Source organism: Gluconacetobacter johannae, assembly GCF_014174305.1.
GTDB classification, from domain to species: domain Bacteria; phylum Pseudomonadota; class Alphaproteobacteria; order Acetobacterales; family Acetobacteraceae; genus Gluconacetobacter; species Gluconacetobacter johannae.
Genome location: NZ_JABEQH010000007.1, coordinates 12,263 through 31,671, shown reverse-complemented (window position 1 = coordinate 31,671; position 19,409 = coordinate 12,263). Strand labels below are relative to the sequence as shown.

The following is a 19,409-nucleotide window of genomic DNA, read 5'->3' as shown; positions in this document are numbered from 1 at the left end:
CCCGGGGTGGATGCGCCGCACGATGCGGACCGGCCGGGCGGCGGGGGCGCCCGGACGGGATGGGATATCAGACGTCCAGATTATCGACCAGACGGGCGTGGTCCTGGATGAACTGGAAGCGGAGTTCCGCCTTGCGGCCCATCAGGTGCTCGACCCGCTCGCTGGTCAGGGCGCGGTCCTCGGGCGGGGTGACGACCTGCAGCAGCGTGCGGCGCTTGGGGTCCATCGTCGTCTGTTTCAGGTCGCCCGGCGGCATCTCGCCCAGGCCCTTGAAGCGCGAGATCTCGACGCGGGCATTGGGCTTGAATTCCGATTTCAGCTTCCGTTCGCGGTCGGGGTCGTCCATCGCGTAGACCGTCCGGCCGCCCTGCGTCAGTCGGTACAGGGGCGGCTGCGCCAGGTACAGATGCCCGCGACGGATCAGGTCCGGCAGTTCGCGATAGAAGAACGTCATCAGCAGGGATGCGATATGCGCGCCGTCCACGTCGGCGTCGGTCATGATGATGACCCGGCCGTAGCGCAGGCGGGCGGCGTCGAACCGGTCGCCGATGCCGCAGCCCAGGGCCTCGACCAGGTCGCGCAGTTCCTGGTTGGCGCGCAGCTTCTCGGTCGAGGCGCTGGCGACGTTGAGGATCTTGCCGCGCAGGGGCAGCACCGCCTGCGTCTCGCGGTTGCGGGCCTGCTTGGCCGATCCGCCGGCCGAGTCGCCCTCGACCAGGAAGATCTCGGTGTCGGCGGCGTTTTCGCGCGTGCAGTCTGTCAGCTTGCCCGGCAGGCGCAGGCGGCGGGTGGCGCTCTTGCGCGGGGTGTCCTTCAGGTCCTTGCGGCGCAGCCGTTCCTCGGCGCGTTCGATGATGAAGGCCAGCAGATTGTCGGCCTGCGCCGGATGGCCGGCCAGCCATTGTTCGAACCGGTCGCGCAGCGCGGTCTCGACCAGGCGGCTGGCCTCGGACGAGGTCAGCTTCTCCTTGGTCTGGCCCTGGAACTGCGGGTCGCGGATGAAGGCCGACAGCTTGGCCGCGACGGCGCCCAGCACGTCGTCGGCGTTGATCGCCGCCGCGCGCTTGTTCGACCGCTGTTCGCCCCAGGCGCGAAAGCCCTTCAGCAGGGCGGTGCGGAACCCGTTCTCGTGCGTGCCGCCCAGCGGGGTGGGAATGGTGTTGCAATAGGACGACAGGCTGGCCGCCCCCGATTCGAGGAACGCCACCGCCCATTCGATCCGCCCGGTGGAGGCGCCGTCGGGCGCGGTCGGCAGGTCGGCGTCGCCGGACCAGATTTCGGTCAGCAGCGCGGCCGATGCGCCCAGTTCGTCACGCAGGCTGTCGGCCAGGCCGCCGGGGAAATGCAGCACCGCCTCGGCCGGGATGTCGCTGTCGCGGACCAGCGCCGGGTCGCACGACCAGCGGATGGTGACGCCACGGAACAGATAGGCCTTGGACCGGCACAGGCGATAGAGCCGCGCGGGCGAGAAATGCAGCCGGCCGAAGATCTGCGGGTCGGGGGTGAAGCGGATCTGCGTGCCGCGCCGGTTCTGGGTCGCGCCGATCTTTTCCAGCGTGGTGACGGGGTGGCCGCGTTCGTAGACCTGCCGCCAGACCGCGCGGTCGCGGGCGACCTCGACTTCCAGGCGCGCGGCCAGGGCGTTGACCACGGACGACCCCACCCCGTGCAGACCGCCCGAGGTGGCGTAGGATTTGCCCGAGAATTTGCCGCCGGCATGCAGCGTGGTCAGGATGACCTCGAGCGCCGAGCGGTCCTTGAACTTGGGATGCGGGTCGACGGGAATGCCGCGCCCGTTGTCGCGGACCGTCAGCCAGTCGCCGTCTTCCAGCGTCACGTCGATGGTGGTGGCGTGACCGGCGACGGCCTCGTCCATCGCGTTGTCCAGGATCTCGGCGGCCAGATGGTGGTACGCCGCCTCGTCCGTGCCGCCGATATACATGCCCGGACGGCGGCGGACGGGTTCCAGCCCCTCCAGCACCTCGATGGCACTGGCGTCGTACTCTCCGCCGTCGTTGCCCCGCGCCGGTACCGGTGCCGACGCCGGGGGCGCGGCCGGGCGGGCGTGGGTGTCCCGTTTGGGGCGGGACGAGGAGAAGAGATCGTCGTTCATGTCCTGTTCTTTGTTCCGCCACCCCGCCGCCTGTCAAGCGGGCGACCGGCCGGGCGAGGGGCCGCCGCATGAAAAAAGGCCGGGACATCCGCCCCGGCCGTGGCGCCGTTCGGTCCCCCGCCGGGGTCCTTCAGCTGCGTGCGGCGGCGCGCGCGTGACGGTAGCGGGTCCGCACCTCGGTGCGGAGCACGCGCTCGGGGGCGGCGCAGGTTTCGTACGAGGCCGGCTGGATGATGTCCTTGGCCTGGGCGTAGCTGGACAGGTCGGCCGACGATTCGAGGGCCGCGACCTCGTCGAACATGGCGACGCGCTGGTCGCAGAACGCGGTGCCGGATTTCAGCCCGCGCTCGGACTGCACGTTGGCCAACTGGGTGATGTAGTCGTCATGCTCGCGCTGGGCGGCGCGGCCGTAGGTCGTGTGGAAATACGCATTCAGCGTATTTTCCTCGGCGAGCAGCCTGGCGCGGAACTTGCCGACGAAGGCGTTGTACTTGTCCTGCACGTTGCACGACAGCGCGGTGACCATCAGTTCGCTCTTGAGGCCCTGCACGTCGAACGCCTCATGCGCGGGCGAGGACGTGCATTGCGTGGCGGCGAATGCGGCCTCGCCGTTCACAAGGCCGGCAAGGGCCAGGCCAGCCACGGCGACGCGCCAAATCGAGAAAGACATCGTATGGATTCTCCAGACCGAGCGAAACGCAGTACCGGACCCGTGACCTGCCACATGAACCGGTATGTGAACCAGGCGTTCTAGGCATCTAGAATAGCAAGAATAACCTTGCCCATGGCGTTGGCAACCGAATTCTGCCGTCCGGCCCGCGTCCCGTGCCGTCCGCGGGGCGGACCGGGCCTGGCACGGCTTCTATCGCGACGGTCGCCGACTCGCAAGGATTTGGGTGGGGGGGCGCGGACGCGGCGGCGGTTAGGCCTTTCGTGCCGGCCGCCATTGTTCTAGAGCGAATGCCGGTGACGCGCTCCCTGGCGGGGTGCGGACGACATTGAACGAGCGGAGCCGACGAGTGCGAGTGCGACTGTCTTCTGCAATCCTGGTCACGGCAGGCGCCCTGCTGGCCGGGTGTGTGAACAAGCCGATGCCTCAGGCGGGGGGACCCGCCAATCCGTTCGGCTACCTCAAGCGTTCGGCGGTGTGCCAGGTCGGGCCGGTGCGCTCGGCGTCGCCGGGCCAGATGACCGCGACGATGACCGTCCGCAGCGACGACGGCAATTGCGGCGTTCTCGTCCAGCAGTCCGGCGAGCGGGCCTACGCCTCGTTCGGGGTGTCGCCCGCGCCGGAGCACGGCAAGGCGTTCATCTATAATTACAATAATCACACTTATGTGACCTATACGCCCAATACGGCCTATGCCGGGCAGGATCGGTTCACGGTGACGCTGATCCGTGGCGCGGGCCTGCCGCGCGACTATCTGGCGGTCACCGCGACCGTGGACGCCACCGGCGTGGTGGTTCCGGTGCCGGCCGTCACCGCCCCGGCGCCGTCCGCCAAGCCGGCCGCGACGTCCGCGCGCCGCCGCAAGGCCACGACCAAGCATTGATGCGCTACGGTCCCGGTCCAGTCGGGCCGGGACGTCAGATCGAAAAGGAGATCGGTTCGGCCAGCGGGCGGCGCATGCCGCTGGATTCGGCGCGCCGGACCAGATCGTCCAGGCTGAGCTTCCGGCACTGCACGGCCACCGCGTCATCCAGCTTCTGCCAGCAGGGCTCGACCACGCGGGCGAACAGCGCGCCGGCCGGCCCGTCGTCGGATGACGAATCGTCGGCGGTCGCGATCTCGACAATGTCGGCCAGGGTGATGTCGCGCCGGGGCCGGCCCAGGCGATAGCCGCCGCGCGGTCCGCGCACGCTTTCCAGAAGATTGGAGCGCGACAGCGTCTGGAGCAGGGGTTCGATGCCGCGTCGGGCCAGGCCCGCGCGCTCGGCGATGTCGGCGGCGCTGACCGTGCCGCTGCGTCCGGCATGGAACGCGACGTCCAGCATGATGAGCACCGCAATCATCGCCCTGTCACGCCGAAGAAGCATGCCCCTGACCCCTTGTCCTGTTGTTGTCGTCGTACGATCGGGCGAAACCTAACAGGATCGGCGGCGATGATCCACGCTTCTGTTTGGTGTGATGGTGGATTATGTCGGGGATTACGATTAAATTCACGACATGGGATTCGAGGAGAGACGCGAACATGAACAAAACGGTGGCGGCGGACGGCCGGATGGGTCTGGCACCCCCCCGGGGGCGGGTGTACGAGTCGATCGTCGAGACGGTCGGGGGGACGCCGCTGGTGGCGCTGCCCCACCTGACCCGCGAGGATGAGGTCGCCAGCCGCATCCTGCTGAAGCTGGAATTCTTCAACCCGCTGGCGTCGGTGAAGGACCGGATCGGGGCGGCGATGGTGCTGGCCGCCGAACGGCGGGGCGAGATCACGCCGGGCAAGACGGTGCTGGTCGAGCCGACATCGGGCAATACCGGCATTTCGCTGGCCTTTGTCGCGGTGGCGCGCGGCTATCGGCTGATCGTGACGATGCCCGAGGGTGCGTCGATGGAACGGCGCAAGATGCTGCGCCTGCTGGACGCGCAACTGGAGCTGACGCCGGCGCGGCTGGGCATGGCCGGGGCCATCGCCCGGGCCGAGGACATCCTGAAGAAGACGCCGAATTCCTGGATGCCGCGCCAGTTCGACAACCCCGACAACCCCGCCATCCATGGCGCGACGACGGCCGAGGAGATCTGGACGGACACCGACGGCGCGGTGGACATCGTGGTGGCGGGCGTGGGGACCGGCGGCACCGCCAGCGGCATCGCCCACGCGCTGAAGCCCCGCAAGGAAGGGCTGGAGGTCTACGGGGTGGAGCCGGTCGAAAGCGCGATCCTGAACGGCGACGAGGCCGGGCCGCACGGTATCCAGGGCATCGGTCCGGGCTTCTGCCCGCAGACACTGGATCTGGCCGCGCTGGACGGCGTGCTGACGGTGTCCGAGCGCGAGGCGATCGCTGCCGCCCGGCGCTGCGCCCGGCTGGACGGCGTGCCGATCGGCATTTCGTCGGGGGCGGCGCTGCATGCCGGCCTGAAGCTGGCCGAGCGCCCGGAAAACAAGGGCAAGACGATCGTCGTCATCGCGCCCTCGTTCGCCGAGCGGTACCTGTCCACCTCCCTCTTTACCGGCCTCGCCTGAAAATCGGTCTGTAAACGCATTTTGCCGGCGATCCGACGCGCGTTTCCTGCGCGCTGGTGCTCACGGCCATGAAGGCCGCTCCGCTCCAGTGCTCGGAAACGCGCTTGGCGCGTCTCCCTGTGGCGTCAGTGCAGGATGATTTCCACGCGCCGGTTCTGGGGTTCGCGCGTGTTGGGGGCGGTGGGCACCAGGGGGTGGGTCTCGCCGAAGCCGTGGATGTCGATCGCCGTGCCGGGCACGCCGTCGCGGACCAGTTCGGCCTGGACCGCCTGGGCGCGGCGCAAGGACAGCGCCATGTTGTAGCGCGCGCCGCGCGGGCCGGGATGGGCGGCCGAATTGTCGGTATAGCCGTCGACTTCGATCCGCGTCGTGCCGGTGTGGGTCGAGGCCTGGGCCGCCGTCGCCACGATGGCGCGCGCGCGGTCGGTCAGCACCGCCTTGTCCCAGTCGAAGAACACCAGATAGGTGCGGCTCTGCGTCGGGGCGGGGGCGGCCGGCTCGGGCGCGGGCGGCGGGGGCGGCGGCGCGGGATTGAATTCGTAGCGCAGGCCCAGCATCAGCGAATGGTTGAAATCGGTCATGGTGCTGCGGTTGCCGGTCGCAACGCCGAATTCCTTGACGCTGTCATAGCCGCCGACGGTGCCGACCGACCGCGCGCCGTGCGACTGCGGGCCCAGCATCGTCCAGAACCGGTATTCCGCCGTTGCCGACAGGCCGACCACCCAGGGCACCGGGAACGCCAGGCCGAACATGCCCTGATAGGCGAAATTGCCGAAGGTGCCGCCGATCTGCTGGCTGAAGCCCGGCGCGGTCACGCCGGCGTTCATCGCCTGCCACGCATAGCCGATGCCGGCGCCGAAATACGGGTACAGCCAGCTTTTGCCGATATCCAGGTCGAACAGGGCGTTGGCCATGACGCCATAGGTCTGCTGGCGTCCGTGGCCCTCGCCGGATGAGCCGAAGCTCTTCAGCCCGTTATTGCGGTAGTCGCCTTCGACTTCGACACGGAATCCATTGCCCAGGCCCCAGCCGACGCTGCCGATGCCGGTGGCGCCGGTATGGTAGCTGTCGCGTCCGTCGGGGAAGTTCGGCGACGACCGGACGCGCTGGTCCTGGTTGAAGCTGGCCCCGCCTTCACCGGCGACATACAGCCCCTGGACGGGCTGGGCAGATGCCGGGGCGACGGAAAGGACGGGACCGAGGGCGGCCATCGCCGCCAGAATTGACCCCGTGAGCAGTCCGTGCCGCAATTTCATGATTTCTTCTCTCCCTTCGCCGGACGTGACGGCATGATGTCCGGGCGACTGAATGCGACAGGGTCCGGTGGGCTGCCATTGGGCTGCCAGTCCCTGCCTTCTTTTGCCGAAAGATGGGCTTATGGCAATCCATAGGTGCCATGCGGCCTGCCGAATGCGGCGCGATGGTGATGGCGGCGGCGGAGTGTGTGCCGGTGGACACACTGCGGGGCCGTCAGATCAGCAGGGCCTCGAAGGGCGGAACCAGGTCGGGGGCGTCGAATTCCAGGACCCACAGGTCGGGGTCGCGCCCGACCTGCCGGGCGATGTAGGCGTCGGCGGTCTGCTGGTCGACCGGGTCGGCCCCGGTGCCCCTGATCCAGGCCGGACGGCCGTCGGGCGCGCGGGTCTGGCCCAGCACCGACAGTCGGCCGTCGCGGCCCAGCAGGACGGCCAGCACGCCGCCCGCGTCGGCGTCGCCGCGCCGCAGGACCATCGCGGGATGGCCGGTCTGGTTCGCATGGCGGATCACGGCGGCGGCCCACAGGCCGGTCCGCAGGCGGGCTTCGGTCATGGGGTCCTACTCGGCCTGGGGGGCATAGGCGACGTCGTCGGGGATCGCGGTCAGGGCCGCGCGGTATTCCGCCGGATTGTCGATCAGCGACCGCGCGGCGTCGAGGTCGGAATCGGTGCCGATCGCCGCCGGGCAGGCCTTGCGGATGTCCAGGATGCGCGACACCGGCAGCGGAAAGCGCGCGGCCCGCGCGGCCTGGACCGCGTCGCGCATGTCCACCGTGCCGGCGGCGAGGTCCTGCAATTGCCGTTCCAGGTCGGCCTCGCCCCGGCTGGTGCAGATCTGCGGCATGACGCCCAGCCCTTGCAGCGGCCAGCCCTGCGGGGCCAGGACGCGGCTCCAGGTCACGAACAATTCACCACCGTCGGGCATCTGGCCGATGGTCTGCACCAGGCCCTTGCCCAGCGTGGTGCTGCCGACGACCACCGCGCGGCGGTGATCGGCCAGGGCGGCGGCCAGGATTTCGGCGGCGCTTGCGGTCCGCCCGTCCACCAGGATCACGATCGGCGCGCCGCCGGTCATGTCGCCGCCCTGCACCGCCCAGATATGGTTGGCCTGCGGGTCGCGCCCATGGGTGATCGCGGCGACCCCCCGGTCGAGCATCAGCGCGCTGGTCGTCACCGCCTGTTGCAGCACCCCGCCCCGGTTGCCGCGCAGGTCCAGCACCAGCCCGCGCAGATGCGGGTCGTCGGAGGCCTGGTCCAGATACTGGCTCATTTCCTCGGCAGTGTCGGCCGAGAAGGCGGTGACGCGGATCACGACGGTATGGTTGCTGGCGTAGGCGAAGACCGTCTCGGGCGGGACCGAGGCGCGGCGCAGCACGATTGTGCGCCGTGTCCGCTCGTCGCCCACCAGCAGCGTGACCTTGCTGCCGACGTCGCCCAGCAGCCACTGGCTGACGGTCGCGGGCGTCTGGTCGCGGGTCGAACGGCCGTTGACGGCATACAGCCGCTGGCCGCTGGACAGCCCGACGGGCCAGGCCGGCCCGTTGGCATTGACCCCGGTAATCAGGATGGAGCGCGCGTCATGGCCCAGCGTCAGGCCCGCGCCCGCCGTGCCGCCGGTGCGGATGTCGCGGTCGGTGGTGGCGGGCGACGGGGCCACGTAGCGCGAATACGGGTCCATATGGTTGAACAGCTCGTCGAAGAAGCCTTGCAGCGTGCCGTCCGCCCCGGCGTCGCGCATCGGGGCGGACCGCGCCCACGCGGCCTGCATCAGGCGGACGGCCAGGGCGGTCCAGCCGCCCTGGTCGGTGTCGGGCGGCGCGGGCAGCACCAGCAGCGTGTCCTGCGCCAGCGACAGCCGCACCCGTCCGTCCTGGGCATTGACCGCCAGGGAAGGGTCGATCGCGCCCAGCCCGTTCAGGCCCCACAGGCAGAATTCGCGCGCGCTGTGGCTGTCCAGCGTGCGGGGTGTCAGGAAGGCCAGCGCCGCGCCGATGACCGCGTTCATCTGGTCCGAATCCAGCGCCGGCTGCGCCGCGGACGCTTGCTGCGCCCCCGATGCTTGCTGGGCATCGGGGGCTGGCTGTGTTCCGGGGACGGTCGGCAGGGCGGCGGCCGGGTCGGCGTGGGCGGAGACGGGCGCAACCAGCAGCATCACGATCAGGATCAGGGCGATGTGCCGCGCCGCCCGCGCGAAGGGCGCGCCCCGCCGTGCCGTCCCGCGCGGGCGGGACGGGGCCATGCCCGCCGGAACGGGGGATGTCCGGGGGCGCATCAGCGCGGGCGTGCGCCACGCGGATGGCGCGACCCGCGTGCCCCGGGGGGGCGCGCCGGCGGGGCCTGCGGGCCGGCCAGCGCGAACAGCAGGCCGCCGGTCACCGGCGTCGCCTCGACCAGGCGGACCGTCACCTTCTGGGCCAGTTGAAAGCGCATGCCGCCCTTTTGGCTGCCCTGTTGGCCGTGCTGGGGGCGCGCACGCAGGGTTTGGGTCGATTCGTCGTACATCCAGACATCGTCGGACAGGGTGGAAAGCGGTACCAGACCCGTGGCGCCGGTCTGCGTCAACGTCACGAAGAGGCCGAACCGGGTTATGCCGGACACATGACCGTCACATTCGCATCCGACCTGCCCGCCCAGCCAGGCGGCGACATAGCGTTCGGTCGTCTCGCGCTCGGCCAGGGCGGCGCGGCGCTCGGTCGCGCTGACCTGCGCGCCAATCTCGTCCAGCCGGGCGGCGTCGGCGGCGGGCAGGCCGTCGGGCGGGGTGGCGCCCATGCCGACCAGCGCGCGGTGGACCATCAAATCGGCATAGCGGCGGATCGGGCTGGTGAAATGGGCGTAGGCCGGCAGGGCCAGGCCGAAATGGCCGATGTTGTCGGGGCTGTATTCCGCCTGGCTCTGCGCCCGCAGGATCGTCTCGTTGACCAGGCCGGCGGCGTCGGTGCCCGACGCGCGATCCAGCACCGCGTCCAGGTCGCGCGCCCGCATCGCCCCCACCGGCGGCAGGTCGTAGCCCAGCGTGGACAGGCTGTCGCGCATCGCCTCGGCCCGCTCGGGCGAGGGCGGGGCATGGATGCGGTACAGGCACGGCCGGCGGCGGCGGTCCAGTTCCTCGGCGGCGGCGACGTTGGCCAGCACCATGAATTCCTCGATCAGGCGATGGCTGTCGTAACGGGGCCGCGGGTCGATGGAGGCGATTTGCCCCTGGGGGTCGAATCGCACCACACGCTCGGGCAGGTCAAGGTCCAGCGTGCCACGTCGCGCCCGCGCCGTCGACAGGGCGCGCCATGCCGCGAACAGCGTGGCGATCAGCCCGTCCGGCAGGCCGGTCTCCGGCTGGTTTTCGTCCGCCGTCCCCTCGTCGGCGGCCCCTTCGCCGGCGGCCTGGGCCTGCTCGTAGGTCAGGCGGGCGGCGCTACGCATGAGGCCGCGCCCGAAGCGATGGCGGGTCTTGGCGCCGGCGGCATCGATATGGATTTCGGCGAACAGGCAGCCGCGCTCCTCGCCGGGGCGTAGCGAACACCAGCCGTTCGACAGCGCCTCGGGCAGCATCGGGACCACCCGGTCGGGAAAATAGACCGAATTGCCGCGCCGCTGGGCCTCGCGGTCCAGGGCCGATCCGGGGCGGACGTAATGCGCCACGTCGGCGATGGCGACGATCAGGCGGAAACCGTCGCCGTCGGGCTCGGCATAGACCGCGTCGTCGAAATCGCGCGCGTCGGCGCCGTCGATGGTTATCAGCGGCACCGCGCGCAGATCCTCGCGGCCGGTGGCGGAGACGCCGCGCGCGCGCTCGGCCTCGGCCAGCGCCTCGGCGGGGAAGGTGTGAGGAATGCCGTGGGTGTGGATGGCCAGCAGGCTGACCGATCGCGGGTCGCCCATGCGGCCCAGCCGTTCGACGATTCGCGCCGATTTCAGGCCCGGCCCAGCCTGCGGCAGGGGTTCGGCGACGACGATCTCGTCCGCCTCCGCCCCCAGCGTCTCGCCCGCCGGGACGATCCATTCGGCCTTCGACCGCTTGTCGGCCGGGGTGACGCGACCGGCCTCGGCGCGCAGGCGGGGCGGGGCGTCGTCGGTCGTGGGAGCAGGGCGGAACAGGCCGACGATCCGACCCGGCGCGTCGGTCAGCCGGCGCAGGGTCCGGCCCTCGTACCGGCCGGGGCCGAGGCGCTTCAGCCGCGCCACCACGCGTTCGCCCGGGGCCAGCGCCGGGCGGCCCTTCTGCTCGGGATGCATGAAGACCACCGGGGCAGGCCCGTCGCCGTCCCAGGCGACGGGGCGCGCCACCGGGTCGCCGTCCGGGTCGGTGCCGGTGACCTGCACCACCGTGGCCTCGGGCAGCGCCGAGGATGCCCGGAACCGCTTGGCCCCGGCCGGGACCAGCGTGCCCTCCAGCGCCAGGTCGCGCAGCAGCGCGCGCAGGGCGGCCTTGTGCTGGGGGCCCAGCCCGAAGGCGCGGCTGATCTCGCGCTTGCCGACGCGGCCGGCGGACTCGGTGATGAAGCGCCGCAGGGCCTCGCGGTCCGGCAGGCCGTCCGCGGGGTGCGGGGAGGCGGGCGGAAGGCGGTCGGGCGGCGGGTCGGTCAGGTCCCGTCCCCCCATGCTCAACCGGCCTCGCTGGCCGCCGCGCGCCGTGTCCGCGTCGTTGTCCCCGTCTTGGTTGTCGTCTTGGTGGCTGCTTTGGCTGCGGCCTTGGTCTTGGTGGTCGCGGCCTTCTTGGGCGCGGCCTTGCGGGGGGCGGCCGCCTTCTTCGGCGCATCGGCGTCGGCCGCGGCGGCCTTGGTCCGGCGGGTGGGCGTCTTTTTCGCGGCGGCCTTGCCCTTTGGCTTCAGCGGCTTGCCCTTTTCGGCCAGCAGCGCCACCGCCTGCTCCAGCGTCACGTCCTCCATGGCCTCGCCGCGCGGCACGTTGGCCACCATCTGGCCGTGCTGGATATAGGGGCCAAAGCGGCCCTTTCGCACGATGACGGGCTCGCCGTCCTTGGGGTGGGGCGCAATGGTGCGGACCGAGGCCAGCTTGCGCGCCAGCACATCGACCGCACGGTTCAGCCCGACGGTCAGGATGTCGTCATCCTTGTCCAGCGATCCGTAGACCGCGCCCATCTTCACATACGGGCCGAAGCGGCCCAGCCCGGCCTCGATCTGCTCGCCGGTGTCGGGGTGGGTGCCGACGAGGCGGGGCAGGGACAGCAGGCCCAGCGCCTGGTCCAGCGTGATCTTGTCGCCTTCGATCCCGCGCGGGATGGTGGCGCGCCGGGGCTTGGCCTTCTTGTCCTCGGGGTCGGGTTCGCCCTGCTGGACGTACAGCCCCCACGGGCCGCGCCGCACGGTCACGTCCTCGCCGGCCGGGGACTGGCCCAGGACGCGCATCCCGTCCTTCAGCGTGTCGGCCTCGCCCTCCTCCTTGGGGTCCACCACCAGGCGGCGGGTGAACTGGCAGGTGGGGTAGTTGGAACAGCCGATGAACGCCCCGTACCGCCCCAGCTTCAGCCCCAGCCGGCCGGTGCCGCAGGCGGTGCAGACGCGCGGGTCGCCGCCGTCGGGCCGGGCGGGGAAGAAATGGGGGGCCAGGTCGGCATCCAGCGCGTTGATGACGTCGGAGATCTTCAGATCCTTCGTCTGGTCCACCGCGCGCGAGAAATCCTGCCAGAAGGCCGACATGACGTCGCGCCAGTCGGCCCGCCCGCCCGAGATGTCGTCAAGCTGCTCCTCCAGCCCCGCCGTGAACTGCGTGTCGACATAGCGTTCGAAGAACGAGGTCAGGAACGCCGTGACCAGCCGGCCGCGATCCTCGGGGACGAAGCGGCGGGCGTCGAGGCGCACATAGTTGCGGTCGCGCAGCACCGACAGGATCGAGGCATAGGTCGATGGCCGGCCGATCCCGATTTCTTCCATCTTCTTGACCAGCGACGCTTCAGAATAGCGGGGCGGCGGCTGGGTGAAATGCTGTTCGGCGGCGACGTCGCCGGTCTTCAGCGGATCGCGCTCGCGCATCGGCGGCAGCATCCGGCTGTCGTCGTCCTGCTCGTCCTTCTGGCCGGCGTCGTCCCGGCCTTCGCTGTACAGCTTCAGGAACCCGTCGAAGGCGATCATCGAGCCGGTGGCGCGCAGGCCGGCCGCGCCGGCGTCGTCCGCGATCTCGACGATGACCTGGTCCAGTTCGGCCGACTGCATCTGGCTGGCGACCGAGCGTTTCCAGACCAGCTCGTACAGCCGCCGCTGGTCGTCCGTCAGGTGGCGGGCGACGCTGGCGGGCGTGCGGGTGATTTCGGTGGGGCGGATCGCCTCGTGCGCTTCCTGCGCGTTCTTGGCCTTGGTGGAATAGATCCGCGCCTTGTCCGGCACGTAGGGCGCGCCGAAGCTCTCGCCGATATGGGTGCGGATGGCGGCGATGGCCTCGCCGGCCATCTGCACGCCGTCGGTTCGCATGTAGGTAATCAGGCCGACCGTCTCGCCGCCCAGGTCGATGCCTTCGTACAATTGCTGCGCGGTACGCATGGTGGCCTGCGCGCCCATGCCCAGCTTGCGCGAGGCTTCCTGCTGCAGGGTCGAGGTCGTGAAGGGTGGCGGCGGGTTGCGGCGGACCTTGCGCCGTTCGACCGAGCGGACGGCGAAGCGGCCGGCCTCGACGGCGGCCTTCGCCGCCATGGCCCCGGCCTCGTCATGCAGGTCGAACTGGTCCAGCTTGCGGCCGGCCAGATGCGTCAGCCGCGCGGTGAAGGGCGCGCCGCCGGGCGTGGTGAACTGGGCGGCGACGGTCCAGTATTCGCGGCTGCGGAAGGCTTCGATCTCGGCTTCGCGCTCGCAGATCAGGCGCAGCGACACCGATTGCACGCGCCCCGCGCTGCGCGAGCCCGGCAGCTTGCGCCACAGCACCGGCGACAGGGTGAAGCCCACCAGGTAATCCAGCGCCCGGCGCGCCATGTACGCCTCGATCAGCGGCTGGTCGAGGTCGCGCGGCTGGGCCATCGCCGCGCGGATGGCGGTCTTGGTGATCTCGTTGAAGGTGACGCGCTGGACGTCCACCCCCTTCAGCAGGTTCCGCTCCTCGAGCACCGCGCGGACATGCCACGAGATGGCCTCGCCCTCGCGATCCGGATCGGTGGCCAGGTACAGGTGCCGGGCCCCGCGCAGGGCCTTGGCGATGGCCGTGATCTGGCGGTTGCCGCGCTCGTCGGATTCCCAGTCCATGGCGAAATTCTCGTCCGGGCGGACGCTTCCGTCCTTCGGCGGCAGGTCGCGGACATGGCCGAACGAGGCGAGAACCGTGAATCCGTCCCCCAGATACTTGTTGATCGTCTTCGCCTTGGCAGGCGATTCGACCACGACGACGTCAGTCATTCTGTCTCCGGATCACGCATCTCGTTCCAGGGCCGGCCGGTGTCGGTGGGGGCGGATGGCAGCACGACGCTTCCCCCCGGAAGGGTTTCGACGTCGCCCGCCAGCTCCAGCTCCGACAGCGCGGTCAGGATAGCCGATGCCGAGAACTGGCAGCGCCGTACAAGATCGTCAACCGGCGTTGGCGTGAAAGACAGCAGGGACAGGATTGCGTCGCGCATGTCCCCGGGCCCCGAAGGGGGCCGGGGAAGGGGCGTCTTGCCCGCGTTCGTTTCCTGTGCGGGGGGGCCGGACGCGCCCGGAGCCGGCGGCCGGGCCACCGGCGCGGGGGGCAGTTCGGCCAGCACGTCCTGTTCGTTTTCCGTCAGCACCGCGCCCCGCCGCAGCAGGTCGTTGCTGCCCCGGCAGCGCGGATCCAGCGGCGATCCGGGGACGGCGAACAGCGTGCGGCCGTAATTGACCGCCATGTCGGCGGTAATCAGGCTGCCCGAGCGCAACGCGGCCTCGATCACCACGCAGCCCAGCGACAGGCCGGCGATCAGGCGGTTGCGGCGGGGGAAATGGCCCTGCTGCGGGGCGATGCCCAGTGGCGTTTCGGTCACCACCACGCCGTGGCGGGCGATCGCGTTCTGCAATTCTGCGTGTTCGGGCGGATAGGGGCGGTCCAGGCCGCCGGCGATGGCCGCGATCGTGACCCCCGCGCCCGAAATGCCGCCATGGAGGGCGCCGCGATGGGCGGCGGCGTCGATGCCCCGCGCCAGGCCCGAGACGATCGCAACCCCCTGCGCCGCCAGGGTGGCCGCCAGGCTTTCGGCCATGCGCGCGCCGCCCGACGAGGCGTTGCGGGCGCCGACGATGGCGACGGCGCGCCCGCCCAGCCGCGCCGCATCGCCCAGCACCGACAGGATGGGCGGCGCGTCGTGGAGGTCGGCCAGCAGGGCGGGATAGTCCGGGTCGCCCAGGACCAGGATCCGTCCGCCGATGGCGGCGGTGCCGGCGATTTCGCGTTCGATCTCGTCCGGCGGGGGGATACGCAGGCGGGCCGCCCGCCCGGCCGCCCGGGCGCGGGCGGGCAGGGCGGCCAGCGCCGCTTCGGCGTCGCCATAATCCAGCAGCAGCTTGCGATAGCCGACCGGGCCGACGCCCTCGGTGCGCGCCAGGCGCAGGTGGGCGGCCAGCGGCCGGTGGGGGTTCACGGGCGCGGGTTCACGGGCGGGACCGGCCGATTCGGGGTTCGGTCCCGGCCAGCAGGCGGCGGATATTTTCGTGATGGCGGCCGATGACCAGAAGGGCGATCAGCAGGCCGGCCAGCGCGATCGGTGCGCGCGGGTCGCCGCCGCCCAGCGCCGTCAGCAGCAGCGGCAGCGCCACGAACGCCGCCAGCGCCCCGGCCGACGACAGTTTCGTCAGCTTTGCCACGCCCAGCCAGATCGCGCAGCAGGCGATGCCGGCCAGCGGCGACAGGGCCAGCGCCGCGCCCAGCCCGGTGGCGACGCCCTTGCCGCCCCGGAATTTCAGCCAGAGGGGGAAACAATGGCCGACGACGGCGAACAGGGCGGCGATCGCCTCGGCCTGGGCGGTATGGAAGGGCGACAGGATGAAGGCGCAGACGACGGCGAACGCCCCCTTGGCCCCATCCAGCAGCAGGGTCGCCGCCGCCAGCCCGCGCCGGCCGGTACGCAGCACGTTGGTGGCGCCGATATTGCCCGATCCGATCTGGCGGATGTCGCCGGCGCCGCCGATCTGCGTCAGCAGCAGGCCGAACGGGATGCTGCCGATGCAGTAGGACAGGGTCGCGATCGCGGCCAGCAGCGGCAGGGCGAAGGTGGGAACGGTGTCGGTCATGGCGCGGCCTGCCCCGTGGCTGGATGGGCAAAGACGGGACGCCCGGCCTTCCAGGTACCCAGCACCCGGCCTTCCAGCGCGCGGCCGTCGAACGGGGTGTTCTGGGCGCGGCCGGGCATGTCGTCGGCATCGACGCGCCAGGCGCGGTCGGGGTCGAACAAGCACAGGTCGGCCGGCCGCCCATCGGCCAGCGTTCCGGCGGCGGCGCCCAGCAGCGCGGCCGGGCGGTGGGTCAGCAGGCCCAGCGCCTCGATCATCGGCAGGCTGCCGCCATGCACCTGCGCCAGCGTGACCGCCAGCAGGGTGGCCAGGCCCGTGCCGCCGGCCGCCGCCACGGCGAAGGGCTGGCGCTTGTCGTCGGCGTCGCACGGGGCATGGTCGGACGCGATGGCGTCGATCGTCCCGTCGGCCAGGGCGGCGCAGATGGCCTGCCGGTCGGCCTCGCCGCGCAGCGGCGGCGACAGCTTGGCATAGGTGCGGAAATCGCCGATCGCGGTTTCGTTCAGGTCGAAATAGGGCGGCGCGGTGTCGCAGGTGACGCGCAGGCCGCGCGCCTTGGCCGCGCGGATCAGCTCCACCCCCTCGGCGGTCGAGACATGGCCGAAATGCAGCCGACCCTTCGTCAGTTCGACCAGGCGCAGGTCGCGGGCGATCATGATGGCCTCGGCCGCCGCCGGGATGCCCGGCAGGCCCAGCCGCGTCGCCAGTTCGCCGTCCGTGGCGCAGCCGCCGCGCGCCAGCGATGGGTCTTCGGGGTGCTGGACGACCAGCGCGTCGAACCCGCGCGCGTAGGTCAGGGCCAGGCGCATGGTCCGCGTGTCCGCGATGGCCCTGGTGCCGTCGGTGAAGGCCACGGCCCCGGCTTCGTGCAGCAGGCCGATCTCGGCCATCTCGGCGCCCTCGCACCGGCGGGTCAGCGCGCCGTAGGGCAGGATCGAGACCGTGCCCGTTTCCTCGCCACGGGCGCGCAGCAGCCGGACCAGCGCCGGATCGTCGATCGCCGGCTGGCTGTTGGGCAGCACCGCCATGGTGGTGATGCCGCCCGCCGCCGCCGCCCGCGCGGCCGAGGCCACGGTCTCGCGATATTCGAAGCCGGGCTCGCCGATGGCCACGCGCATGTCCACCAGGCCGGGGCACAGGATCGCACCCCCGCCGTCGATGACGGCGGCGCCCTCGGGCGCGCCCTCGGCCCCCGGCAGGTCGGCGCCGGCGATCGCGCCGTCGCGCACCAGCAGCCGCCCCGGACGGTCCAGGCCCGCTGCCGGGTCGATCAGGCGGACGTTTTCGAACAACAGGATGGTCACGTCGGTTCTCCGGCGCGCGACAGCAGGTCCAGCACCGCCATACGCACGGCGACGCCCATCTCGACCTGTTCGCGGATGACGCTCTGGTCGGAATCGGCGACGCGGCTGTCGATTTCCACACCGCGATTCATCGGGCCGGGATGCATGACCAGGGCGCCGGGACGCGCCACCGCCAGCCGCCTGCGGTCCAGCCCGTAGAAGCGGAAATATTCGCGCGCGCTGGGCACCTGCCCGCCGGTCATGCGCTCGCGCTGCATACGCAGCATCATGACCACGTCCACGTCGCGCAGCCCCTCTTCCATCGTGTAATGGACGTCCACGCCCAGCGCCCCGATGGCGCCGGGGATCAGGGTCGGCGGCCCGACCACGCGCACCTTGGCCCCCATCGCCGTCAGGAGGTGGATGTTCGACCGCGCCACGCGGCTGTGGCTGACGTCGCCGCAGATCGCGACCGTCAGCCCGTGCAGGCCGCCGAAATGCCGGCGGATGGTCAGCGCGTCCAGCAGTGCCTGGGTCGGGTGTTCGTGCGTGCCGTCGCCGGCATTGACCACGCTGGCCTCGACCTTCTGCGCCAGCAGCGCCGGCGCGCCGGACTGCGCGTGGCGCACCACCAGCAGGTCGGTCCGCATGGCGTTCAGCGTGGTGGCGGTGTCCAGCAGGGTCTCGCCCTTGTTCACCGACGAACTGGCCACCGTCATGTTGACGACGTCGGCGCCCAGCCGCTTGCCCGCCAGTTCGAATGAGGTGCGGGTGCGGGTGCTGTCCTCGAAGAACAGGTTGATGACGGTGCGGCCGCGCAGCAGGTCGCGCGGCGTCTTGCGCGACCGGTTCATCAGCGCGTAGCTCTCGGCCAGGTCCAGGAACGGCTCGATCCGCGTGGGGTGCATGCCCTGCACGCCCAGCAGGTGGCGCGTCGGGTGCTGGAAGAAGCGGTGTGGCGCGGCGCGTGGTCCGTCGCTCATTGCGCGACGGACCCGATCCGGGCCATCACCTCGTCCCGGCCCAGCGCGGCCAATGTCGCGTCGATGCCCGGCGAAGTGGTGCTGCCGGTCACCGCGGCGCGCAGCGGCTGCGCCACCTGGCCCAGCTTGTGGCCGTGGTGCTCGGCGAAGCGGCGCAGGGCGGCGTCGATCGTCGGCGCGTCGAACGGCTCGATCACCGCCAGGTCGCGGGCCAGCAGGCCCAGCATCGTCCGGGCCTCGGGCGTCAGCAGCTTCTCGGCCTTCGCGTCGAAGGACAGCGGAACGTGGCGGCCCAGGAAGGCGGCGCTGTCGGCCAGGTCCACCAGCGTCTTCGCGCGGTCCTTCAGCCCCGGCATCAGGGTCTGGATGCGGGCGCGCACGGTATCGTCCAGCGTCACGTCGGGCCGGCCGGCCAGCCGTTCGGCGACGTCGTCCGCCAGGCGGGCGTCGTCGGCCTGGCGCAGCCACACGCCGTTCAGGTGCAGCAGCTTGGCGTAGTCCATGCGCGAGGCCGACCGGCCGACACCATCCAGGTCGAACAACTGGATCTGCTCGTCACGGGACAGGATCTCGGCATCGCCATGGCCCCAGCCCAGCCGCAGCAGGTAGTTGTTCAGGGCCTCGGGCAGGTATCCCATCTCGCGGAATTCCACCACCGACTGGGCGCCGTGCCGCTTGGACAGCTTGGCGCCGTCGGGGCCGTGGATCAGCGGCAGATGCGCGAAGGCCGGCAGGTCCCAGCCCATGGCGCGATAGATCATCGCCTGGCGGAAGCTGTTGGTCAGGTGGTCGTCGCCGCGAATGACGTGGGTGATGTCCATGTCATGGTCGTCCACCACCACCGCAAGCTGATAGACCGGCGTGCCGTCGGCGCGCAGGATAATCATGTCGTCCATTTCGGCGTTGGCGACGCGGACTTCGCCCTGCACCAGGTCGGGGATGGTGGCCTCGCCCTCGCGCGGGGCGCGGATGCGTACCGTGTAGGGCGCGCCGGGCGGGGCCTCGGACGGGTCGCGGTCGCGCCAGTAGCCGTTGTAGCGGGGCGGGCGGCCCTCGGCCATCGCCTGCTCGCGCATCTGCTGCAGCTCCTGGGGCGTGCAGTAGCAGCGATAGGCCAGCCCCTGCGCCAGCAGATGATGCGCGACTTCGGCATGGCGGGCCTGCCGGGTGGACTGGAACACCGGCTGTTCGTCCGGCGTCAGCCCCATCCAGGCCAGCCCGTCGAACAGCACGTCCACCGCCTGCTGGGTCGACCGCTCGCGGTCCGTGTCCTCGATACGCAGGAGGAACTTGCCGCCGTGGTGGCGGGCATAGAGGAAATTGAACAGGGCGGCACGGGCGTTGCCGATATGCAGCAACCCGGTGGGGCTCGGGGCGAAGCGCGTACGAACGGTCATGAGGCGGCTCCATACC

General features: G+C 71.1%; 15 protein-coding genes. 2 read left to right on the top strand and 13 right to left on the bottom strand.

Annotated elements, in window-relative coordinates:
* Nucleotides 1–67: 67 nt before the first annotated feature.
* Both parE and HLH21_RS06240 read right to left on the bottom strand, forming a co-directional pair.
* Nucleotides 68–2,113: a DNA topoisomerase IV subunit B gene (gene parE, locus HLH21_RS06245; RefSeq protein ID WP_182942422.1), complete on the bottom strand. Its 2,046-nt coding sequence runs from the start codon at nt 2,111–2,113 to the stop codon at nt 68–70.
* Nucleotides 2,114–2,243: 130 nt separating this feature from the next.
* Complete coding sequence (locus tag HLH21_RS06240; protein ID WP_182942420.1) at nt 2,244–2,783, bottom strand: hypothetical protein; 540 nt, start codon at nt 2,781–2,783, stop codon at nt 2,244–2,246.
* A gap of 349 nt (nt 2,784–3,132) precedes the next feature.
* On the opposite strand from HLH21_RS06240, the gene HLH21_RS06235 reads away from it, so the two are divergent.
* Entirely contained in the window at nt 3,133–3,666 is a 534-nt protein-coding gene (locus HLH21_RS06235; protein WP_182942418.1) for an Ig-like domain-containing protein, read from the top strand.
* A 34-nt stretch (nt 3,667–3,700) separates the two neighbouring features.
* On the opposite strand, the gene HLH21_RS06230 is transcribed toward HLH21_RS06235, so the two are convergent.
* A complete protein-coding gene (locus HLH21_RS06230; RefSeq protein ID WP_182942417.1) occupies nt 3,701–4,150 on the bottom strand; it encodes an RrF2 family transcriptional regulator in 450 nt (149 codons plus the stop codon).
* Nucleotides 4,151–4,305: 155 nt separating this feature from the next.
* On the opposite strand from HLH21_RS06230, the gene cysK reads away from it, so the two are divergent.
* On the top strand, nt 4,306–5,295 hold the full coding sequence (gene cysK, locus HLH21_RS06225; RefSeq protein WP_182942415.1) for a cysteine synthase A: 990 nt from the start codon (nt 4,306–4,308) through the stop codon (nt 5,293–5,295).
* A 125-nt stretch (nt 5,296–5,420) separates the two neighbouring features.
* Here the strand turns inward: cysK and HLH21_RS06220 are convergent, their stop codons facing one another.
* The 10 genes from HLH21_RS06220 to gltX all read right to left on the bottom strand — a co-directional run bounded on the left by HLH21_RS06220 (nt 5,421) and on the right by gltX (nt 19,393).
* Nucleotides 5,421–6,551, bottom strand: a complete 1,131-nt coding sequence (locus HLH21_RS06220) for an OmpA family protein (RefSeq protein ID WP_182942413.1) — start codon at nt 6,549–6,551, stop codon at nt 5,421–5,423.
* Between the two features lie 214 nt (nt 6,552–6,765).
* Nucleotides 6,766–7,104 (bottom strand): DUF1491 family protein, encoded by a 339-nt coding sequence (locus tag HLH21_RS06215; RefSeq protein WP_182942411.1) that lies wholly within the window; start codon nt 7,102–7,104, stop codon nt 6,766–6,768.
* Nucleotides 7,105–7,110: 6 nt separating this feature from the next.
* Complete coding sequence (locus tag HLH21_RS06210; protein WP_182942409.1) at nt 7,111–8,790, bottom strand: S41 family peptidase; 1,680 nt, start codon at nt 8,788–8,790, stop codon at nt 7,111–7,113.
* A 32-nt stretch (nt 8,791–8,822) separates the two neighbouring features.
* Nucleotides 8,823–11,150, bottom strand: coding sequence for a ribonuclease R family protein (locus HLH21_RS06205; protein ID WP_182942407.1), 2,328 nt, complete (start codon nt 11,148–11,150; stop codon nt 8,823–8,825).
* Nucleotides 11,151–11,152: 2 nt separating this feature from the next.
* Nucleotides 11,153–13,888, bottom strand: a complete 2,736-nt coding sequence (gene topA, locus HLH21_RS06200) for a type I DNA topoisomerase (RefSeq protein WP_182942405.1) — start codon at nt 13,886–13,888, stop codon at nt 11,153–11,155.
* Nucleotides 13,885–15,081 (bottom strand): DNA-processing protein DprA, encoded by a 1,197-nt coding sequence (dprA, locus tag HLH21_RS06195; protein WP_182942403.1) that lies wholly within the window; start codon nt 15,079–15,081, stop codon nt 13,885–13,887. Before dprA ends, topA begins: the two co-directional genes overlap by 4 nt.
* A gap of 10 nt (nt 15,082–15,091) precedes the next feature.
* A complete protein-coding gene (gene plsY, locus HLH21_RS06190) occupies nt 15,092–15,730 on the bottom strand; it encodes a glycerol-3-phosphate 1-O-acyltransferase PlsY (protein WP_182942401.1) in 639 nt (212 codons plus the stop codon).
* Complete coding sequence (pyrC, locus tag HLH21_RS06185) at nt 15,727–17,034, bottom strand: dihydroorotase (RefSeq protein ID WP_182942399.1); 1,308 nt, start codon at nt 17,032–17,034, stop codon at nt 15,727–15,729. Before pyrC ends, plsY begins: the two co-directional genes overlap by 4 nt.
* On the bottom strand, nt 17,031–17,996 hold the full coding sequence (locus tag HLH21_RS06180; protein WP_182942397.1) for an aspartate carbamoyltransferase catalytic subunit: 966 nt from the start codon (nt 17,994–17,996) through the stop codon (nt 17,031–17,033). Before HLH21_RS06180 ends, pyrC begins: the two co-directional genes overlap by 4 nt.
* Nucleotides 17,993–19,393 (bottom strand): glutamate--tRNA ligase, encoded by a 1,401-nt coding sequence (gene gltX, locus HLH21_RS06175; RefSeq protein WP_182942395.1) that lies wholly within the window; start codon nt 19,391–19,393, stop codon nt 17,993–17,995. The genes HLH21_RS06180 and gltX overlap by 4 nt, the downstream gene beginning before the upstream one ends.
* Between the last annotated feature and the right edge of the window lie 16 nt (nt 19,394–19,409).